This is a genomic window from Acidobacteriota bacterium, from assembly GCA_003696075.1.
GTDB lineage: Bacteria > Acidobacteriota > Polarisedimenticolia > J045 > J045 > J045.
The window spans coordinates 16620-32232 of the sequence record RFHH01000137.1; the positions used below are offsets into that span (position 1 = coordinate 16620).

The following is a 15613-nucleotide window of genomic DNA, read 5'->3' on the forward strand; positions in this document are numbered from 1 at the left end:
GCCGGATTCGAGGGAGCCGCGCGCCGGCTCCCGGCGCCCTGTCGGGCGGGCCGGGCGCGTGCGGGCGCGGTGCGACGCCCGTCCGCGGGTCGACGGGCCCGGCCCGGCGCAGTTGGCCCGGGGAAAAAAACGGCCCGCCGGCTGGGGAACCGGCGGGCCAGGGGGTGCGATTGGGAGGAGGTCGGTTGGGAGGGGAGGGTTTCTCCTCCCGGGGGCCTCGCGAAAGGCCCCTGGGTGCTGGAGGTCAGGTCAGAGAAAACTGGAGCTGCTGGCGCAAGGAGCCGAGGCGCTCGCGCAGCTTCATCTTGGCCTCTTTCTCGAGTTGCCGGACGCGCTCGCGGGACAGGCCCAGGATCTTGCCGATCTCCTCGAGCGTCATCTCGTCATTGCCCATGACTCCGAAGCGCTTCAGGAGGATCAGCCGCTCCCGCTCGGGGAGTTCCTCCAGAGCCTGGCGGGTGATCTCCACCAGCTCCTTCTTGTACAGGCTGTCCTCCGGCCGCGCCGTCCCGGAGTCCTCCATGAGCTGGGACAGCCGGGTCTCGCCGTCGTGGTCGACGAAGTCGTCCAGGGACTTCTCTTTCAGCAGCCAGGGAATCCACATCGTCGTCGTGTCCTCGGGTCGCTTGCCGCCCCGGCCTTGTGCAATCCGGGTGCCAGCCCCCGGGGCCCGATTTTCAAGGGTTTTCATCGCTCCACCCGCGTCAATTTGGCGCGGCCCGCCGAGTTGGCACGGTCGGCAGGCCGATGCCACCTCTAACGTACAAACGAATTATACGGCGACTGTTTGACGATGTCCACCCGTTCCCGCGTGGGTCCGGCCCCTCTCCGGCCGGCGGCGGCGGACCGCTCGCGACGCCCCCCGGCGAGACGCCTTCGGCCCCGGCCGGTCGGCCGGCACCTCCCCGAAGGTACGAAGCTCCGCCCAACTCGCCGGGTGCCGGGAAGCTGCCTCCGCGGGCCGGCGCCGGATGGGGGGAGGCCGGGAAGCTCTCCGCGATTCACCGAGCCGGGTTCGCCAACGAGGGTGCACCGCACGGAGGCCGGGCCGACGGCAGCGCGGGCCCGGAGAGCCGCGCGAGCCCCGAGGCGCGACGGTTTCCGCGCCGGCGCGAGCCGTGGCCGTGGGGTCCGTGGGGCTCCCGGGCGGCGTCCCGGGACTCCACTCGGGGACCGGTGTCGCGCCCCGCGCGACAGGGGGCGCCGGGCGCGGGCCGGCGAGTCGCCCGGCGCGCGACCCGGCGGCCGGAGGCGGGAGCGCAGGGTCCCGGCCGGCGCCCCGCCGGTCCCCGGCCCGGCTGGGTGCACCCGCCGGTGAAGACGGGGTAGCCTTCGGGCGATCCCTCGCCGGGAGGAGCCAACGCGATGGGCCGGATCCGGGTGCTTCCTCAGACGGTCGCCGACCGCATCGCGGCCGGGGAGGTCGTCGAGCGGCCGGCCTCGGTCGTCCGGGAACTGCTCGACAACGCTCTCGACGCGGGAGCGCGCCGGATCGAAGTGGACCTCGTCGAGGGAGGGCGCGCGCGCATCGGCGTGGCCGACGACGGCTGCGGCATGGACCCCGACGACGCCCTTCTCGCCTTCGAGCGGCACGCCACCAGCAAGATCGCCGCACCGGACGACCTCGGGGCGATCCGTTCGCTGGGCTTCCGGGGCGAGGCGCTCGCCGCCATCGCGTCGGTGGCCCGGGTCGAACTGGTGACCAGCCCCGGAGAGGGCTCGGAAGGCTGTCGCGTCCTCTTCGACCACGGACGGCTCGTCGGGCGCGAGCCGGCTGCGCGCGCCCGCGGCACGACGGTGACCGTCGAGCGGCTGTTCGCCAACGTGCCGGCGCGCCTCAAGTTCCTCAAGAGCGTCGGCACCGAGCTCGAGCACTGCCTGCGGGTCTGCACCCGATCGGCGCTGGCCCATCCCGAGACCGGCTTCCGCGTCCGACATGCGGGCAAACCGTTGCTCGTGGCCCCGCCGGCCGCGGGAATCAGAGAGCGGATCGGCGATGTCCTCGGGAGCCGCTGGGCGGCCCGGCTCGTCGAAGGCCGGCTCGCCGACGGCGACCTCCGCGTGCAGGTCTTCGCCGCTCCCGCCGACGTGCATCGGCCGACGCGCGCCGGCTTGCATCTGTTCGTCAACCGGCGGCCGGTCCGCGATCCGCTGCTCCTCGGGGCCGTTCGCGACGCGTTCGGCCCGTCGCTCCCCTCCGGGCGGTACCCCGTGGCGGTGGTCTACCTCGAGATTCCGCCGGAACAGGTCGACGTCAACGTGCATCCGACCAAGACCGAGGTTCGCTTCGCCGAACCGAGGCGGGTGAGGGGTGCGGTCGTCGCGGCGTTGCGCGGCGTTCTCGCGCGGCCGGACGCGCTGCCCCGGCTCGGGCCGCCCTCCGCATCCCCCACCGGGCCGGCGGCTCCTCCCGCAGGGAGCGGAGCCACGCTGTGGGACGCGAGGGCGGCGGCGCCGGAGCCGCCAGGCGTGGCGGAGCCGCCGGCCGATTCGGTCCGAGCCCTCGCCCAGTTCCGCGACTGCTACATCGTCGCCGAGGACGCCGAAGGCCTTCTCGTCGTCGACCAGCACGTCGCGCACGAGCGGCTCCTGTACGAGCGTCTGCTGCGCGACGCCGCGTCCGGCCCGCTGCCCCGCCAGGTGCTTCTCTTTCCGCCGACGGTGGAGCTCGGACCGGAGGAGGGGGAGCTGGTCGAGCGCCACGCCGGCACGCTGCAGCGGATCGGCTTCCGGATCGAGCCGTTCGGCGACCGGACGGTGGTGATCCGCGAGGCGCCGCAGATCCTCGGAAGCCGTCCGGTCGAGGGGCCGTTGAGGGAAGTCCTCGCCGCGTTGGGTCGCGGGGACGGGGTGGGGGCCGAGCAGCTCGTGCCGCGGCTTCTGGCCACCATCGCCTGCCATGCGGCGGTGAAGAAGGGTATGCCGCTGACGCGGGAGAAGATGGACTACCTGTTGCGAGGCCTGCGCTGCTGCGAGGTCCCGGCTCACTGCCCCCACGGACGGGCCATTTCGATCCGGATCGAACTGGATCGGCTCGAAAGGGCCTTCGGCCGGACCTGACAAGGGGGTGGACTCGCCTGCCTTTCCGCGGTATACGGACGGGAGCCGGAGGAGAGGGCCCGGGACGAACCGCACATGACGCTCAGGAACTCTCCCGCCGATCCGTTCGCCGTCGCAGCCGCGCGCCTGATCGCAGCGCTGATGGCGCTCGCCTTGGCCGCGGTCCCCGCGGCCGCATCCGGCCGCCTTGTCGTCTTCAAGGACTCCCGGACGATGAGGGTTCTCGCCGCCCGCCGTGCCGGCGCGGTCGTCGAGCTCGACCTGGGCGGCGGCAACCGCCTCCAGGTTCCCGCCTCGCGGATCGCGGAGATCCGCGGTCCCTCGCGCCCGAATTCCGGGGACCGGCCGGCACCGCCCCCCTGGCGCGTCGAGGCGGGGCCGTTCGCCGAGACCATCGCGCGGGCCGCCGAGCGGTACCGCCTCGACCCGGAACTCCTCGTGGCCGTGGCGCTGGTCGAGTCGGACCTCGACCCCTTCGCGCTCAGCGACAAGGGCGCCCAGGGCATCATGCAGATCATGCCGGGCACCGCCCGCGAGATGGGGCTCGACAATGCCTTCGACGCCGCCGCCAACATCGAGGCAGGGGCGCGCTACCTCCGGCGGATGCTCGACCGCTTCAACGAGGACCTGGACCTGGCCCTGGCGGCCTACAACGCGGGGGAGGGTGCGGTGGAACGCTACGGGGGCGTCCCGCCGTACCGGGAGACCCAGGAGTACCTCCGGCGGATCTACCGCCACGTCGAGCGCCTGCGGTCGGAGAGCGGCGCCTGAAGCCGGTTCTTGGTCCGGGCCTGGGGGGCTGATATAATCCCCGCCCCCCGAGAGACATCGATGCTGTTGGATATCAGCGACTTGGACCGTGGGCCGGTCTGGCTGGACCGGCGTGTGGAAGTTGCCGCCTTCCGCTGGGAGGGCGGACAAGAGGTGGTCTGCGGTCCGGTCCGGCTCAGTGGCCGGCTGGCCCGCGCCTCCCGGGGCATCGACCTCGACGCGCACATCAGCACGGTGGTGACTCTCGTGTGCGTGCGCTGCCTCGAGAGCTTCGAGCGCCCGGTGGAAGAGGACTTCCACCTGCTGTTGATCCCCAACGCGGAGGACACCTTCGACCCGTACCGGATCCTCCCCGAGGACGATCCCCAGGCGGCCGACGTCTACCCCCTCGAAGGCGAGGAACTCGATCTGACGGCGGTGGCCAGGGAACAGGTCGATCTGGCGCTTCCGTTCCGCGCCCTGTGCGACGAGAGCTGCCGCGGGCTGTGCTCCGGCTGCGGCGCGAATCTCAACCGGGAAGCCTGCCGATGCGCTCCGGAACGGCGGGGCGGGGGCGAGGTCACCCGGCTGGCGGAACTGATCGAATCCCTGAGGAGCGGACGCCGCTCCGGAGGAGACTGACCGATGGCGAATCCCAAGCGTCGCAGTTCGAAGGCACGGCGCGACAAGCGGCGCGCTCACGACGCCCTTCCCATCCCGTCGCTGGCGCGCTGCGACCGGTGCGGCGAACCGAAGCTCCCGCACCGCGTCTGCCCCGCCTGCGGCCACTACAAGGGCCGCGAGATCCTGAGCACCGGCCAGAGCGTCTGAACCGATCCCGGTGACACCCTCGGCACGCATGTCCCTACCGCTGGCGGTCGACGGGATGGGCGGCGATCACGCTCCGCACGAGATCGTGCGCGGGGCGCTCGAATACGCGCGCGACACCGGGAACCGCGTGCTGGTGGTCGGCCGGCCGGACGAGCTCGAGGCCGCCCTCGCCCGCTGCGGCGGCCGCCCGAGCGACCGCCTGGAGATCGTCCCCGCCTCGCAGGTGATCGAGATGGGGGAGAAGATCACCAGCATCCGCACCAAGCGGGACTCCTCCATCCATGTGGGGGCGCGGCTGCTCCGGGATGGCCGCGCGGCGGGATTCGTCTCCGCGGGGCACACCGGAGCGATGATGGCGGTGTGCAAGGTGATCTGCGGACTGCTGGAGGGCGTCGACCGCCCGGCACTGCCGGCTCCCCTTCCGCAGCGAGGCGGAGGTTACGCGATCCTTCTCGACGCGGGAGCGAACCTCGACTGCCGGCCGGAACACTTCCGCCAGTTCGCGGTCATGGGGCACCACTACGCCCGGCGGGTCTTCGGCATCGAACGGCCGCGGGTCGCCCTGTTGAGCGTCGGAGAGGAAGACACGAAGGGAACCGAGGTCCTCCGAAAGGTCCAGCACATCCTCAAGGCGACCAAGATCAACTTCATCGGGAACGTGGAGGGCAACTCCATCTTCTCCCGGCGCACCGACGTCGTACTGTGCGACGGCTTCGTGGGAAACGTGGTCCTGAAGGTCTCCGAGGGGATCGCGGAGTCGATCGTGAACGAGCTGCGCGACGAGATCGCCCGGGGGCCGCTGCGCCGGCTGGGCGCGCTGGCGCTCAAGCCGGTGTTCCGCGTGCTCATGCGGAAGCTGGACTACGCCGAGTACGGGGGCGTGCCGCTCCTCGGCCTCAACGGCGTCGCGGTGGTCGCCCACGGCCGGTCGCGGGCCAAAGCGATTCGCAACGCTCTGAAGGTCGCCGAGACGGCGGCCCGGCTCGAGATGGTGCAGAAAATCGCCGCGGACATCGAAGCCTTGCACGAGGCGGAGCAGCGACTCGGAGCGACGGCATGAGCGGCGCGGAAGCGCTTCCAGCGTGGGCGGCGCTCTTTCCCGGCCAGGGAAGCCAGCGTGTCGGAATGGGCCGGGACCTCGTGGATGCATGGCCGGAAGCGGAAGCCGTGTTCGCCGCCGCCGACGACGCGCTGGGGGAGCCTCTCTCCCGGCTTTGCTTCGAGGGGCCCGAGGAGCGGCTGCGGCTGACCCGAAACACCCAGCCGGCCCTGCTGACCGTCGGGGTGGCCTGCTGGCGGGTGCTCGAAGGGCGCGTCCCGCTACCCGCCGCCGCGGCGGGCCACAGCCTCGGGGAGTACACGGCGCTCGTGGCCGCCGGCGTGCTCGCCTTCGAAGACGCCGTGCGAGCCGTCCGGCTGCGTGGCGAGGCGATGCAGGAGGCGGTGCCGGTCGGGGAAGGCGCGATGGCGGCCGTGATCGGTCTCGAGCCGGATGCGGTCGCGGCCCTCTGCGCCGAAACGGCGCGGGAGGGGGAGGTCCTCGTGCCGGCCAACATCAACGCGCCGGACCAGATCGTCGTCGCCGGCCACGCCGCGGCCGTGGAGCGCCTCGGACCGGCGGCGCGCGGGCGCGGAGCGAAGCGGGTCGTCCCGCTCGCGGTCAGCGCCCCCTTCCACTGCCCCCTGATGGCCCCGGCGGCCGAACGCTTGGCGCGCTTTTTCGACGGGATCGAGTTCCGGGAACCGCGGTTCCCGGTGGTGGCGAACGTGGACGCCCGCCCGGTGACGACCGGCGCGCAGGCGCGCGACCGTCTCGTGCGCCAGGTCGTCGCGCCGGTGCGGTGGGTCGACGTCCTCCGGACCCTCGGTTCGGAGCTCCGGGTGACCGAGGCACTGGAACTCGGCCCGGGCCGCGTCCTGGCGGGGCTGGCGCGGCGCGCGGGGGCGCCCTTCGCGGTCCGCCCGGCCGGTTCCGCCGAGAGCATGCGGGAGGCGGTCGAAGCCCTGGCGGGAAGGGAGGAGGGTTGACATGCAGAGCCTTCGATGGCCCGGCATCGCCGGCCACCACGCGCTGGTGACCGGCGGTTCCCGCGGCATCGGCCGGGCGATCGCGAGCCAGTTGCTCGCATCGGGAGCCCACGTGACCGTGACGGCGCGGACCTCCGAGCGCGCCGCGGCCGCCGCCGACGAGCTCAACGTGACAGGGTCCGCGGCGAGCGGCGCCGGCCGGGCGGAGGGGCTCGGCCTCGACCTGAGCGATTCCGCCGGAGCGGCTGCCGTGCTCGCCGAGTTCGCCCGCCGGACGAAGGAATCCCGGCCGGTTTCCCTGCTGGTCCACAACGCGGGGATGACCCGCGACGGACTCTTGATGCGCATGTCTCTCGACCAATGGCAGGAGGTCCTCACCGCGAACCTCACCGGTGCCTATCTGGTGACAAAGGCGGTGCTCCCGGGTATGATCCGGGCCCGCCGTGGACGGATCGTGGTGGTTTCGAGCGTGGTGGCCCGCATGGGGAATCCGGGACAGGCCAACTACGCGGCGTCGAAGGCGGGCCTGCACGGGTTCGTGCGTTCCCTCGCGCGCGAACTCGGATCGCGGGGGATCACGGTCAACGCCGTGGCTCCCGGGTACGTGGACACGGACATGACGCGCGCGCTGCCCGAATCGGCGCGAGACAACCTGCTCCGGCTGGTGCCGCTGGGCCGGCTGGGCCAGCCGGAGGACGTCGCGGCGGCGGTGTGTTTCCTGCTGTCGGATCTGGCGGGCTACATCACCGGCGAGGTGCTGGACGTCAACGGCGGTATGGACATGTGAGCGGGAGGACATCCCGCGGGGAGAGCGAATCGATGGTCAGTACCGAAGAGATTCGTGCCAAGGTCGTCGACACGATCGCGAAGAACTTCAAGCTCGAGCCGAGCGCCGTCACCGACGAAAAGTCGTTCACCGACGACCTCGGGGCCGATTCCCTGGAAACGGTCGAACTCGTCATGGCGCTCGAAGAGGAATTCGGAATCGAGATCTCCGACGAGGACGCGGAGAAGATCCGGACCGTCGGCGATGCGGTGAAGTTCATCGCGGAACACGTGAAGAGCTGACGGCGGACGCGGGGCGACGGCGTGAGCGCGCCCGAGCGCAGAGTGCTCGTCACGGGAGTCGCCGCGGTCAGCCCGCTGGGACTCGACGCCGAGGAGACCTGGCAGGGCCTCGTCGAGGGCCGGTCGGGGATCGGGCCGATCACGCGGTTCGACGCCTCCGACTTCCCCTGCCGGATCGCCGGTGAGGTGCGGGGGTTCGACCCGGAGCGGTTCCTCGATCGGCGGGACGTCAAGAAGACCGACCGGTTCACGCAGTTCGCCGTCGCCTGCGCCCGCATGCTTTTCGAGAACGCCCGCCTGGAGGAGGGGTCTTTCGATCCCGAACGGGCGGGCGTCGTCATCGGGTCCGGGATCGGCGGCTTGGAGCTTCTCGAGCGGCAACACCGGATCCTGCTGGAACGAGGGCCCCGCCGGCTCTCGCCTTTTCTCATACCCGGCATGATCATCAACCTCGCCGCCGGGATGGTGTCGATCCTCTTCGGGCTCAAGGGACCGAACTCGGCCACCGTCACCGCCTGCGCATCCGGCAACCACGCGATCGGGGACGCTTTCCGCTACATCCGCCACGGCGACGCCGACCTGATGATCGCCGGGGGAACGGAGGCGGTCATCTCCCCGCTGGCCGTAGGCGGGTTCTGCGCGATGCGCGCCCTGTCCACCCGCAACGAAGAGCCGTCCCGCGCCTCGCGGCCGTTCGACGCCGGGCGCGATGGATTCGTGATGGGGGAGGGATGCGGCCTGCTCCTCCTCGAATCGGAGGAGCACGCCCGCCGGCGGGGCGCCGAGCCGCTCGCCGAACTCGCCGGGTTCGGGATGAGTGGAGACGCCTACCACATCTCGGCGCCGCCACCCGACGGGATGGGAATGGTGCGGGTGATGGAGGCGGCCCTCCGTGACGCGGGGATCCGGCCGGAGGAGATCGACTACATCAATGCGCACGGAACCTCGACCCCCGTCGGGGACGCGATCGAGGCGCGGGCCGTGCGCCGGGTGTTCGGCTCGCACGCCGACAGGCTTCTCGTCTCGTCGACGAAATCGATGACGGGACACCTCCTCGGGGCCGCGGGGGGGCTGGAGGCGGTGATCACGGTGCTGGCGGTCGCCCGGGACACCGCCCCCCCGACCGCGAACCTCGAGGAGCTCGATCCGGAGATCGCCCGCCCGCTCGCCGAGGGCGGCGAGATCGGCCTGGCTGCCGACCGGTTCGTCCCGGGTCGCGGGCGGAAAGCGGAGATCCGGGCTGCGCTGTCGAACTCGTTCGGCTTCGGCGGAACGAACGCGACGCTCGTCTTCCGGAAGGCCTGACGCTCCGGAAACCGCGGCCCGCCGGGAGCCGCGGCGCGGACGCCGGACGAACCGCCACACATCACCGATCGAGGCCATCCCGCCCCGTCTCGGGTCGGCCCGGCCGGCGGGGCTCTCCCGGTCGACGCGCCGGTGCCAACGTGACGCTGCCGGAATGTCCGGCGCGCGCGGGGAGACGGGCGCGCGGGCCGCCACCCGCTCCCCGCACGGCCGAACCTCGTCACACCTCGTCGAAGAAGTACTTCGCCAGGCACTGCACCCGCCGGTCGTAGGTCTCCGGATCCAGCAACCAGCAGGCCGCCGCCACGGAGGACAGGAGGCTGTTCCCGTCCTGCGGCGTGAAGGAGAAGCCGACCACCTCGTAGCCGTCCTCGTTCTGCTTCACGGTCAGCGACTTCCGCACCACGACCGCCTGGTTGAGGATCCTGCCGTAGTGACCGTGGTCCCGCCCGAACGAAAAGACGAGGTTGGCCGTCTTCTTGTGGGTCAGCGCGATGCGGTCGTTCGCCTCCATGCGGGCGATCACGTCGTCGACCGACGTCTTGTTGCGAACCGTGATGGAGAACCAAAGGGCGTGCATGTACTGCGAGTTGATCTTCAGCGCCGAGCTGAACAGGTCGAGGTCGTAGCCGAGGGTGTTGAACAGATGCCACGCGTCGCGGGCATGGTGCGTGCCGAACCGTTCGTCCTTGTGGGACCCCACCTCGGGAGCGGGGATGAACGAGCCCTCCTGGCTGATGTCGTTCGCCCGCCGGATGCAGACGAACTTGCCGCGGACGAAGTTGTCCGGACCGCCGTCAGCGAGCGCCACCGCGTGACACAGCACCGCGATGTTGTGCGTGTTGCAGGACACGATCTGGATGAACCGGTCTTCCCCCGGCACCAGGGCCGTGTCGTTCAGGCCCCTCGCATACGGCTTGCCGAAGCCGAACTCGCTTCCCTGGGCGAGGAACCCGAGAGTGTTGTGCTTGAAGCGCTCGTAGTACTCGACCTTGTTCTTTCTGCCGACGCCGGAGGGCGTGCAGTCGATGACCACGGAGGCCCTGTCGAGCGCTTCATGGGTCTCGAGCTCCGGCTCCAGGCCGATCTCCCGGAAGCCGTCGAACGACTTCGAATCGGTGACGAACCGTGCGCCGCGGGCGATCAGGGCGCGGACCTTGGAGCGATCGGTCAGCGAGGGCGTCCTCTTGTGGAACGTCACCTCGTCGATCCCGAGCGGTTCCTTGAAGTCGCACAACAGTCCGATGAGCGGCTCCCCGATCGTGCCGGTTCCGACGACATGAACCACCTTCTTGTCCATCAGTGGGTTCCCCCAACACGGCGCCGCCCGCAGCGGCGCCCGTCCGAGACCCAGGGCGGTAGCGGCTGCGCGAAACTTGACAAATTGTAAGGTTTAAGTTTACTATAACCGCTCCAATTCGGCTATTAAACTCGCGCCAAAAGATCCCAGAGGCCAACGTTGCGGTCGCCGGAGCCGACACGAGAGGACGTGCGCGCGGGCGTGCTCCCGCTGGAGTTGCGCGCGCACTTGCGGAACCTCGCGGTTCGTGACGAAGTGGTGCGAGGGCGCGCGATCCGGCACGCCCGCCCGCTGCGCCCGGCGGACGGCCTCCGGGCGGAGGCGCCCCTGGCTTCCGACCGGGTGTTCGTGTGCGGGCGCGAGGAGATCGACCTCCTCGGCGACCGGGCCGCGGGACCGGAGCGGGTCCGACGCCTCTGCGCCGCCCGGCCGCCGCTGATCGTGCTGGCCGACGCGGTGGCCGTGCCCCCGGGTCTCGACCGGGCCGCCTCCGAGGCGGGGATCGTCCTCGTCACCACGGACACGCCCGCTTCGCGCGCCCTCCTCGTGCTGGAGCGGTTCCTGGTCCGGGCCCTCGCCCCCCGGGTCCGGATTCACGGCGTCCTGATGGATCTGCACGGCCTCGGCGTCGTGCTTCTGGGCGAATCGGGCATCGGCAAGAGCGAATGCGCTCTCGAGCTGATCTCGCGCGGCCACCGGCTCGTCGCGGACGACGCCGTCGACATCCGCCTCATCGAAGGGGAACTCGTGGGGGAGGCCCCCGAACTGAGCCGCTACCACATCGAGGTCCGGGGGCTCGGGATCGTGAATGCGCGCGAGCTGTTCGGGGCCGCCGCGGTGCGCGACAGCAAGCGCGTCGATCTCGCGGTCGAACTCGTGCCGCTGGCGGCGGCGCCCGAGGGTGGCCGGTTGAGCCGGGGGACGCGGCGCTGGGAGGTTCTCGGGGTGGAGATCCCCCTGGCCCGGCTACCGGTGGCGCCGGGCCGCAACGTGGCGGTGCTTCTCGAAGTCGCCGCACGCCAGGAGCTGCTCCGCCAGCGAGGGCGTGACACGGGTTCGCGGCTGGCGGATGAGCTCGAGGCGCGGCTGCGGCGGGACGGCGACCGATGAAGCGGCTGGTTCTGGTCAGCGGTCTGTCGGGCTCCGGCAAGACGCTCGCCATGAAGAGCCTCGAGGACCTGGGCTACTTCACCGTCGACAATCTGCCCGTCGCCTTGATCCCCCCCTTCATCGAACTGCTCGAGCGGGGAGGCGACGAAGAGCCGCGGGCCGCGTTCGTCGCCGACGCGCGCGAGCGCGAACACCTGGTTTCCCTGCCCGCGCTGGTCCAGGAGCTGCGGGATCGTCCCGACGTGTCGCTGACCGTGATCTTCCTCGAGGCGGCGGAAGACGTGCTGGTGCGCCGTTTCTCCGAATCGCGCCGCCCGCACCCGCTCGCCCAGAACGAGCCGGCCCGCGTCGCCGAGGCGATCCGGCGGGAGGTCGAGCTGCTGGCTCCGGTGCGGGCCCTCGCCGATCGGATCATCGTGACGGACGACCTCTCGCCCCACGACCTGCGGCGCCTCATCCGGACGGAGATGGCCGGCCCGGCCGCTTCCTCGGCCCTCCGGTGCCATGTCGTGTCTTTCGGTTTCAAGCACGGCCTGCCACGGGACGCCGACATGGTCTTCGACGTCCGATTCGTACCGAACCCCTACTTCCGGCCGGCCCTGAAACCGCTCACCGGGTCGGACCGGCCGGTGGTCGAATTCCTCGAGAGTCAACCCGTGTACCGCGGCTTCCTCGAGCGGGTGGAGGCGCTGCTGGCGTTCGTGATGCCGAGATTCGTCGAGGAGGGCAAGAGCGTGGTCACGATCGCCGTGGGCTGCACCGGGGGCCAGCACCGGTCGGTTGCGGCCGCCGAGCGGATCGCCGCCTTCCTCCGCCGGGAAGGATACGACTGCGCGGTGACCCACCGGGACGTGGAGCGGGAGAGGAGAACCTCGTGATCGGATTGCTGGCGGTGACGCACGGAGGTCTGGCCGACGAGCTCGTGGCTGCCGCACGCCGGATCGTCCGGGACCCGGCGCCGATGATGTCGGTGAGCCTCGCCTGGGACGACGACGTGAAGGAGGCCAGCCGGCGGATCGAGCGGGCGATCGGCGAGCTCGATGAGGGCCAAGGTGTGATCGTGGTGACGGACATGCTCGGAGGAACTCCCGCCAACGTCGCCATGGCCTTCCTCGAACCGGGCCGGGTGGAGGTCGTCACCGGGGTGAACCTCCCGATGCTGATCAAGTTCAACAACCTTCCTCCCGGTGTCGGTCTCGCCGAAGCGGCACGGTTGATCGCGGAAAAGGGCCGCTCTCACATCACCGTCGCGGGGGAGATCCTCGCCGCGGAGGAAGACGGCCGGTGAGAGCGGAGCGCGACGTCGAGATCGTCAACCGGCTGGGCCTCCACGCCCGGGCCGCGGCTCGATTCGTCGACGAAGCGAGCCGGTTCGAATCGCGCATCGAGCTGCGGCGGGAGGGGGAGGCGGCGGACGGCAAGTCGATTCTCGGGCTGCTGACCCTCGCCGCAGCCCGGGGATCCCGCCTGCGGCTCGTCGCGGAGGGGCCGGACGCCGAGGCGGCGGTGGCCGTGCTGGCGGAGCTGATCGCCTCCGGCTTCGGGGAAGCCGCTCCGTGATGGGGGATCGGCGTCCCGGCGACCCGAACGCCGGCGGCCCGCGCATCGTGCGGGGGGTGGTCGCCTCGGCGGGCGTCGCCGTGGGGCGGGCACTCGTCCTCGACAGCTGGCAGATCGACGTTCCGCGCTACCGCATCGAGCCGATCCACGTTCCCCGGGAGATCCGGAGGTTCCACCGGGCGCGTCGCAAGGCCCGGCGCGAGATCGAAGCGCTGCGTGACAAGACGCTGGCGCGCCTGGGCGAGCGGTACGCGGCGATCTTCGACGCCCACCTGATGATTCTCGGCGACCGGAAACTGGCGCGCGAGACCATGCGGCGCATCCGCGAGCAGCGGATGAACGCGGAGTGGGCCCTTGCAGCGGGCGTGCGGCGGTTGCTTCGCGCGTTCGAGAGCGTCGAGGACGCCTACCTCCGCGAGCGCGGGGGCGATCTGGCGGACGTCCACGAGCGGTTGCAGCGCATCTTCGCCGGGCAGGACGACCCCCGGGGGCGCGATCTCAAGCTGGACGAGGACACGATCATCATCGCATCCCGGCTCACCCCGTCCGACGCCGCCTGGCTCCAGCAACCGAGGATCGTCGGCTTCGTCACGGAAGCCGGCGGCCAGACATCGCACACCGCCATCATTGCCAATGCGCTGGAGATTCCCGCCCTCGTCGGCGCCCGTGACGTGACGGAGATCGCCCGCGACGGCGAGTGGGTCGTCGTCGACGCGGCCCGAGGGGAGGTGCTGCTCGGGCCCGACGAAATCACGCTCGCGCGGTACCGGACGGCTTCCGCTGCGCCTCCCGCCGCCGAGGCGGAGCGGGGGGAGCCGGGGCCCTGCGCGACCCGCGACGGCGTTCCGTTCCGGGTCGCGGCGAACATCGAGTTCCCCGAGGAGATGGCGGCCGTGCGCCGCAGCGGTGCCGACGGGATCGGCCTGTACCGCTCGGAGTTCCTCTACCTCGCGGCGGCACCACGGCTGCCCGGCGAAGAGGAGCAAGAGGCGGCCTACCGGCGCATCGCCGAGGCGGCGCAGGGGAGACCGGTGGCGCTGCGGACGCTCGACCTGGGCGGCGAGAAGTACTTCCACCAGGTCCTCCATCGCGAGGACGGGCGCGCCAACCCGGTGCTCGGCCTGCGGGCGGTGCGGTACTGCCTCCGCCACCCGGAGATCTTTCGCACCCAACTGCGGGCCATGCTCCGGGTGGCCTGGCGGTTTCCCAACGTGGAGATCGTGTTCCCGATGATCTCCAGCCTCGAGGAATGGCGCGAGGTGCGCCGGTTCGTCTGCAGCGTCGCGGCGGAGCTCGAACGCGAGGGGTTCGCCTCCCGCCCGGTTCCCCTCGGCCCCATGGTCGAGCTCCCCGGGGCCGCTCTCGTCGCGGACCGCCTCGCCGAGGAGTCCGACTTCCTGTCGATCGGCACGAACGACCTCGTGCAGTACACCCTCGCCGTCGATCGGGGGGACCGCGAAGTGGCCCCGCTGGGCGATCCGTGGCATCCGGCCGTGCTCGACCTCGTCGCCCGGACGGTCGAGGCCGGAAAGCGGCGGTCGAAACCGGTGAGCCTGTGTGGCGAGATGGCGTCCGACCCGCTCGGTGCGCTGACGCTCCTGGGGCTGGGGCTCCGTGTCTTCTCCTGCACCTCCGGTGCGGTACCCGCCATCCGTGCCGTGCTCCGGGCGGCGGACGCCGGGGAGGCGACCCGTCTCGTCGCCGCGGCCCGCACCCGCCACGCGACCGGCGCGGAGATCCGCCGGGAGCTCGCCCGCGGCTTCGCCGGCGTCCTCGGAGCGGTGAGCCGCGACAGACGGTCGCCGGCGGCGCGCGGTCTCGGCGACCGGGGCCGGAGCTGAACCGGCGGGCCGCGGAGGTCCGCCGGGGTAGAATCGCGCCCGGAGGACGAGGCGACCGTGAAGAACGAAGCGCACGGCCGGGCGACGATGCGGCCATCGCAGGTGTGCCAGGAGCTCCGGATCCAGCCCTACGTCCTCAAGTTCTGGGAGGGCGAGATTCCGCAGCTCGGGGAGCGCGTCGGACGCAAGCGGCTGTACGGCCCGCTCGAGCGTGAGATCGCGGCGGAGATTCACCGGGTCATCGAGGTGGAGAAGGGAACGATCGCGCAGGCGCGCGAGCACATCGCGCGCCGGTATCCCCTGGGGGCGGAGAGGCCTCCCGCGGGGAAGGAAGCGACGCCGGCGGCCGAGGACCTGGCCGAGGCCCGCGCGAGGATCCGCGACCTGGAACGCCAGCTCTCCGCGCAGGCCGACCTCGAACGGCAGCTCCGCGAGGCGGTGGCCGCGAGGCGGCGGCTCGCCGAGGAGGTCCGCCGCCTGGAGCGCGAACTCGAGCAGGCCCGTGAGGCCGCCAGGCAGCGGGAGGCCCGGGTCTCGGCGTTCGAGCGGGAGCTGGAGGCCGCCTGCCGCGAGCTGGAGGAGATCGAGGCGCTCGCGGCGGGGCTCCTCGGCCCCGCGGAGGGAGAGGAGACCGCCCGGGAGGGCGGACAACCTCCGCTGTTCCCTTCGGGCGACGCCGACCCGGCGCCGGGCGACGCCGCCGGCCGTCGGTGCTAGAATCCGCGCGCTTCGCGGGCGGAGAGTGTTCCCGCCCGCGGCG

Annotated in this window: 17 protein-coding genes and 1 pseudogene; 15 read left to right on the forward strand and 3 right to left on the reverse strand. The window is 71.7% G+C overall.

Annotation, left to right across the window (positions count from 1 at the left end):
- Positions 1-11 precede the first annotated feature (11 nt).
- Together D6718_09105 and D6718_09110 are read right to left on the reverse strand one after the other, a co-directional pair.
- A pseudogene (locus D6718_09105) lies at positions 12-119 on the reverse strand (molecular chaperone DnaJ).
- Positions 120-244: 125 nt separating this feature from the next.
- Positions 245-691: a sigma-70 family RNA polymerase sigma factor gene (locus D6718_09110; GenBank protein ID RMG44767.1), complete on the reverse strand. Its 447-nt coding sequence runs from the start codon at positions 689-691 to the stop codon at positions 245-247.
- A 674-nt stretch (positions 692-1365) separates the two neighbouring features.
- Between D6718_09110 and mutL the strand changes: the two genes are divergently transcribed.
- From mutL to fabF, 9 genes are all read left to right on the forward strand, one after another.
- Positions 1366-3060 carry a DNA mismatch repair endonuclease MutL gene (gene mutL, locus D6718_09115; GenBank protein RMG44768.1) on the forward strand — a complete coding sequence of 565 codons (1695 nt, stop codon included), beginning with the start codon at positions 1366-1368 and terminating at the stop codon, positions 3058-3060.
- 75 nt (positions 3061-3135) lie between these two features.
- Positions 3136-3831 (forward strand): lytic transglycosylase domain-containing protein, encoded by a 696-nt coding sequence (locus D6718_09120; GenBank protein RMG44769.1) that lies wholly within the window; start codon positions 3136-3138, stop codon positions 3829-3831.
- 60 nt (positions 3832-3891) lie between these two features.
- Positions 3892-4452: a DUF177 domain-containing protein gene (locus tag D6718_09125; GenBank protein ID RMG44770.1), complete on the forward strand. Its 561-nt coding sequence runs from the start codon at positions 3892-3894 to the stop codon at positions 4450-4452.
- Positions 4453-4455: 3 nt separating this feature from the next.
- Positions 4456-4641, forward strand: a complete 186-nt coding sequence (locus D6718_09130; protein ID RMG44771.1) for a 50S ribosomal protein L32 — start codon at positions 4456-4458, stop codon at positions 4639-4641.
- A 28-nt stretch (positions 4642-4669) separates the two neighbouring features.
- Complete coding sequence (plsX, locus tag D6718_09135; GenBank protein RMG44772.1) at positions 4670-5701, forward strand: phosphate acyltransferase PlsX; 1032 nt, start codon at positions 4670-4672, stop codon at positions 5699-5701.
- Positions 5698-6669, forward strand: coding sequence for a [acyl-carrier-protein] S-malonyltransferase (gene fabD, locus D6718_09140; GenBank protein RMG44773.1), 972 nt, complete (start codon positions 5698-5700; stop codon positions 6667-6669). The genes plsX and fabD overlap by 4 nt, the downstream gene beginning before the upstream one ends.
- A gap of 1 nt (position 6670) precedes the next feature.
- Positions 6671-7456 (forward strand): beta-ketoacyl-ACP reductase, encoded by a 786-nt coding sequence (locus D6718_09145; protein ID RMG44774.1) that lies wholly within the window; start codon positions 6671-6673, stop codon positions 7454-7456.
- 32 nt (positions 7457-7488) lie between these two features.
- Positions 7489-7737, forward strand: coding sequence for an acyl carrier protein (acpP, locus tag D6718_09150; GenBank protein ID RMG44775.1), 249 nt, complete (start codon positions 7489-7491; stop codon positions 7735-7737).
- A gap of 21 nt (positions 7738-7758) precedes the next feature.
- Complete coding sequence (gene fabF / locus D6718_09155; GenBank protein RMG44776.1) at positions 7759-9042, forward strand: beta-ketoacyl-[acyl-carrier-protein] synthase II; 1284 nt, start codon at positions 7759-7761, stop codon at positions 9040-9042.
- A 220-nt stretch (positions 9043-9262) separates the two neighbouring features.
- Here the strand turns inward: fabF and D6718_09160 are convergent, their stop codons facing one another.
- Positions 9263-10342: a hypothetical protein gene (locus D6718_09160; protein ID RMG44777.1), complete on the reverse strand. Its 1080-nt coding sequence runs from the start codon at positions 10340-10342 to the stop codon at positions 9263-9265.
- 159 nt (positions 10343-10501) lie between these two features.
- On the opposite strand from D6718_09160, the gene hprK reads away from it, so the two are divergent.
- The 6 genes from hprK to D6718_09190 are packed head-to-tail and all read left to right on the forward strand — an operon-like array spanning position 10502 to position 15570.
- The gene (gene hprK / locus D6718_09165) at positions 10502-11452 is read left to right on the forward strand and encodes an HPr(Ser) kinase/phosphatase (protein RMG44778.1); all 951 of its coding nucleotides are present in this window, start codon (positions 10502-10504) and stop codon (positions 11450-11452) included.
- Positions 11449-12330: an RNase adapter RapZ gene (gene rapZ / locus D6718_09170; GenBank protein RMG44779.1), complete on the forward strand. Its 882-nt coding sequence runs from the start codon at positions 11449-11451 to the stop codon at positions 12328-12330. Before hprK ends, rapZ begins: the two co-directional genes overlap by 4 nt.
- Positions 12207-12740: a PTS sugar transporter subunit IIA gene (locus D6718_09175; GenBank protein ID RMG44818.1), complete on the forward strand. Its 534-nt coding sequence runs from the start codon at positions 12207-12209 to the stop codon at positions 12738-12740. Before rapZ ends, D6718_09175 begins: the two co-directional genes overlap by 124 nt.
- Positions 12737-13012, forward strand: coding sequence for an HPr family phosphocarrier protein (locus D6718_09180; GenBank protein ID RMG44780.1), 276 nt, complete (start codon positions 12737-12739; stop codon positions 13010-13012). The genes D6718_09175 and D6718_09180 overlap by 4 nt, the downstream gene beginning before the upstream one ends.
- Positions 13012-14853 (forward strand): phosphoenolpyruvate--protein phosphotransferase, encoded by a 1842-nt coding sequence (ptsP, locus tag D6718_09185; GenBank protein ID RMG44781.1) that lies wholly within the window; start codon positions 13012-13014, stop codon positions 14851-14853. Before D6718_09180 ends, ptsP begins: the two co-directional genes overlap by 1 nt.
- 57 nt (positions 14854-14910) lie before the next feature.
- Positions 14911-15570 (forward strand): hypothetical protein, encoded by a 660-nt coding sequence (locus D6718_09190; protein ID RMG44782.1) that lies wholly within the window; start codon positions 14911-14913, stop codon positions 15568-15570.
- The last annotated feature ends 43 nt before the right edge of the window (positions 15571-15613 follow it).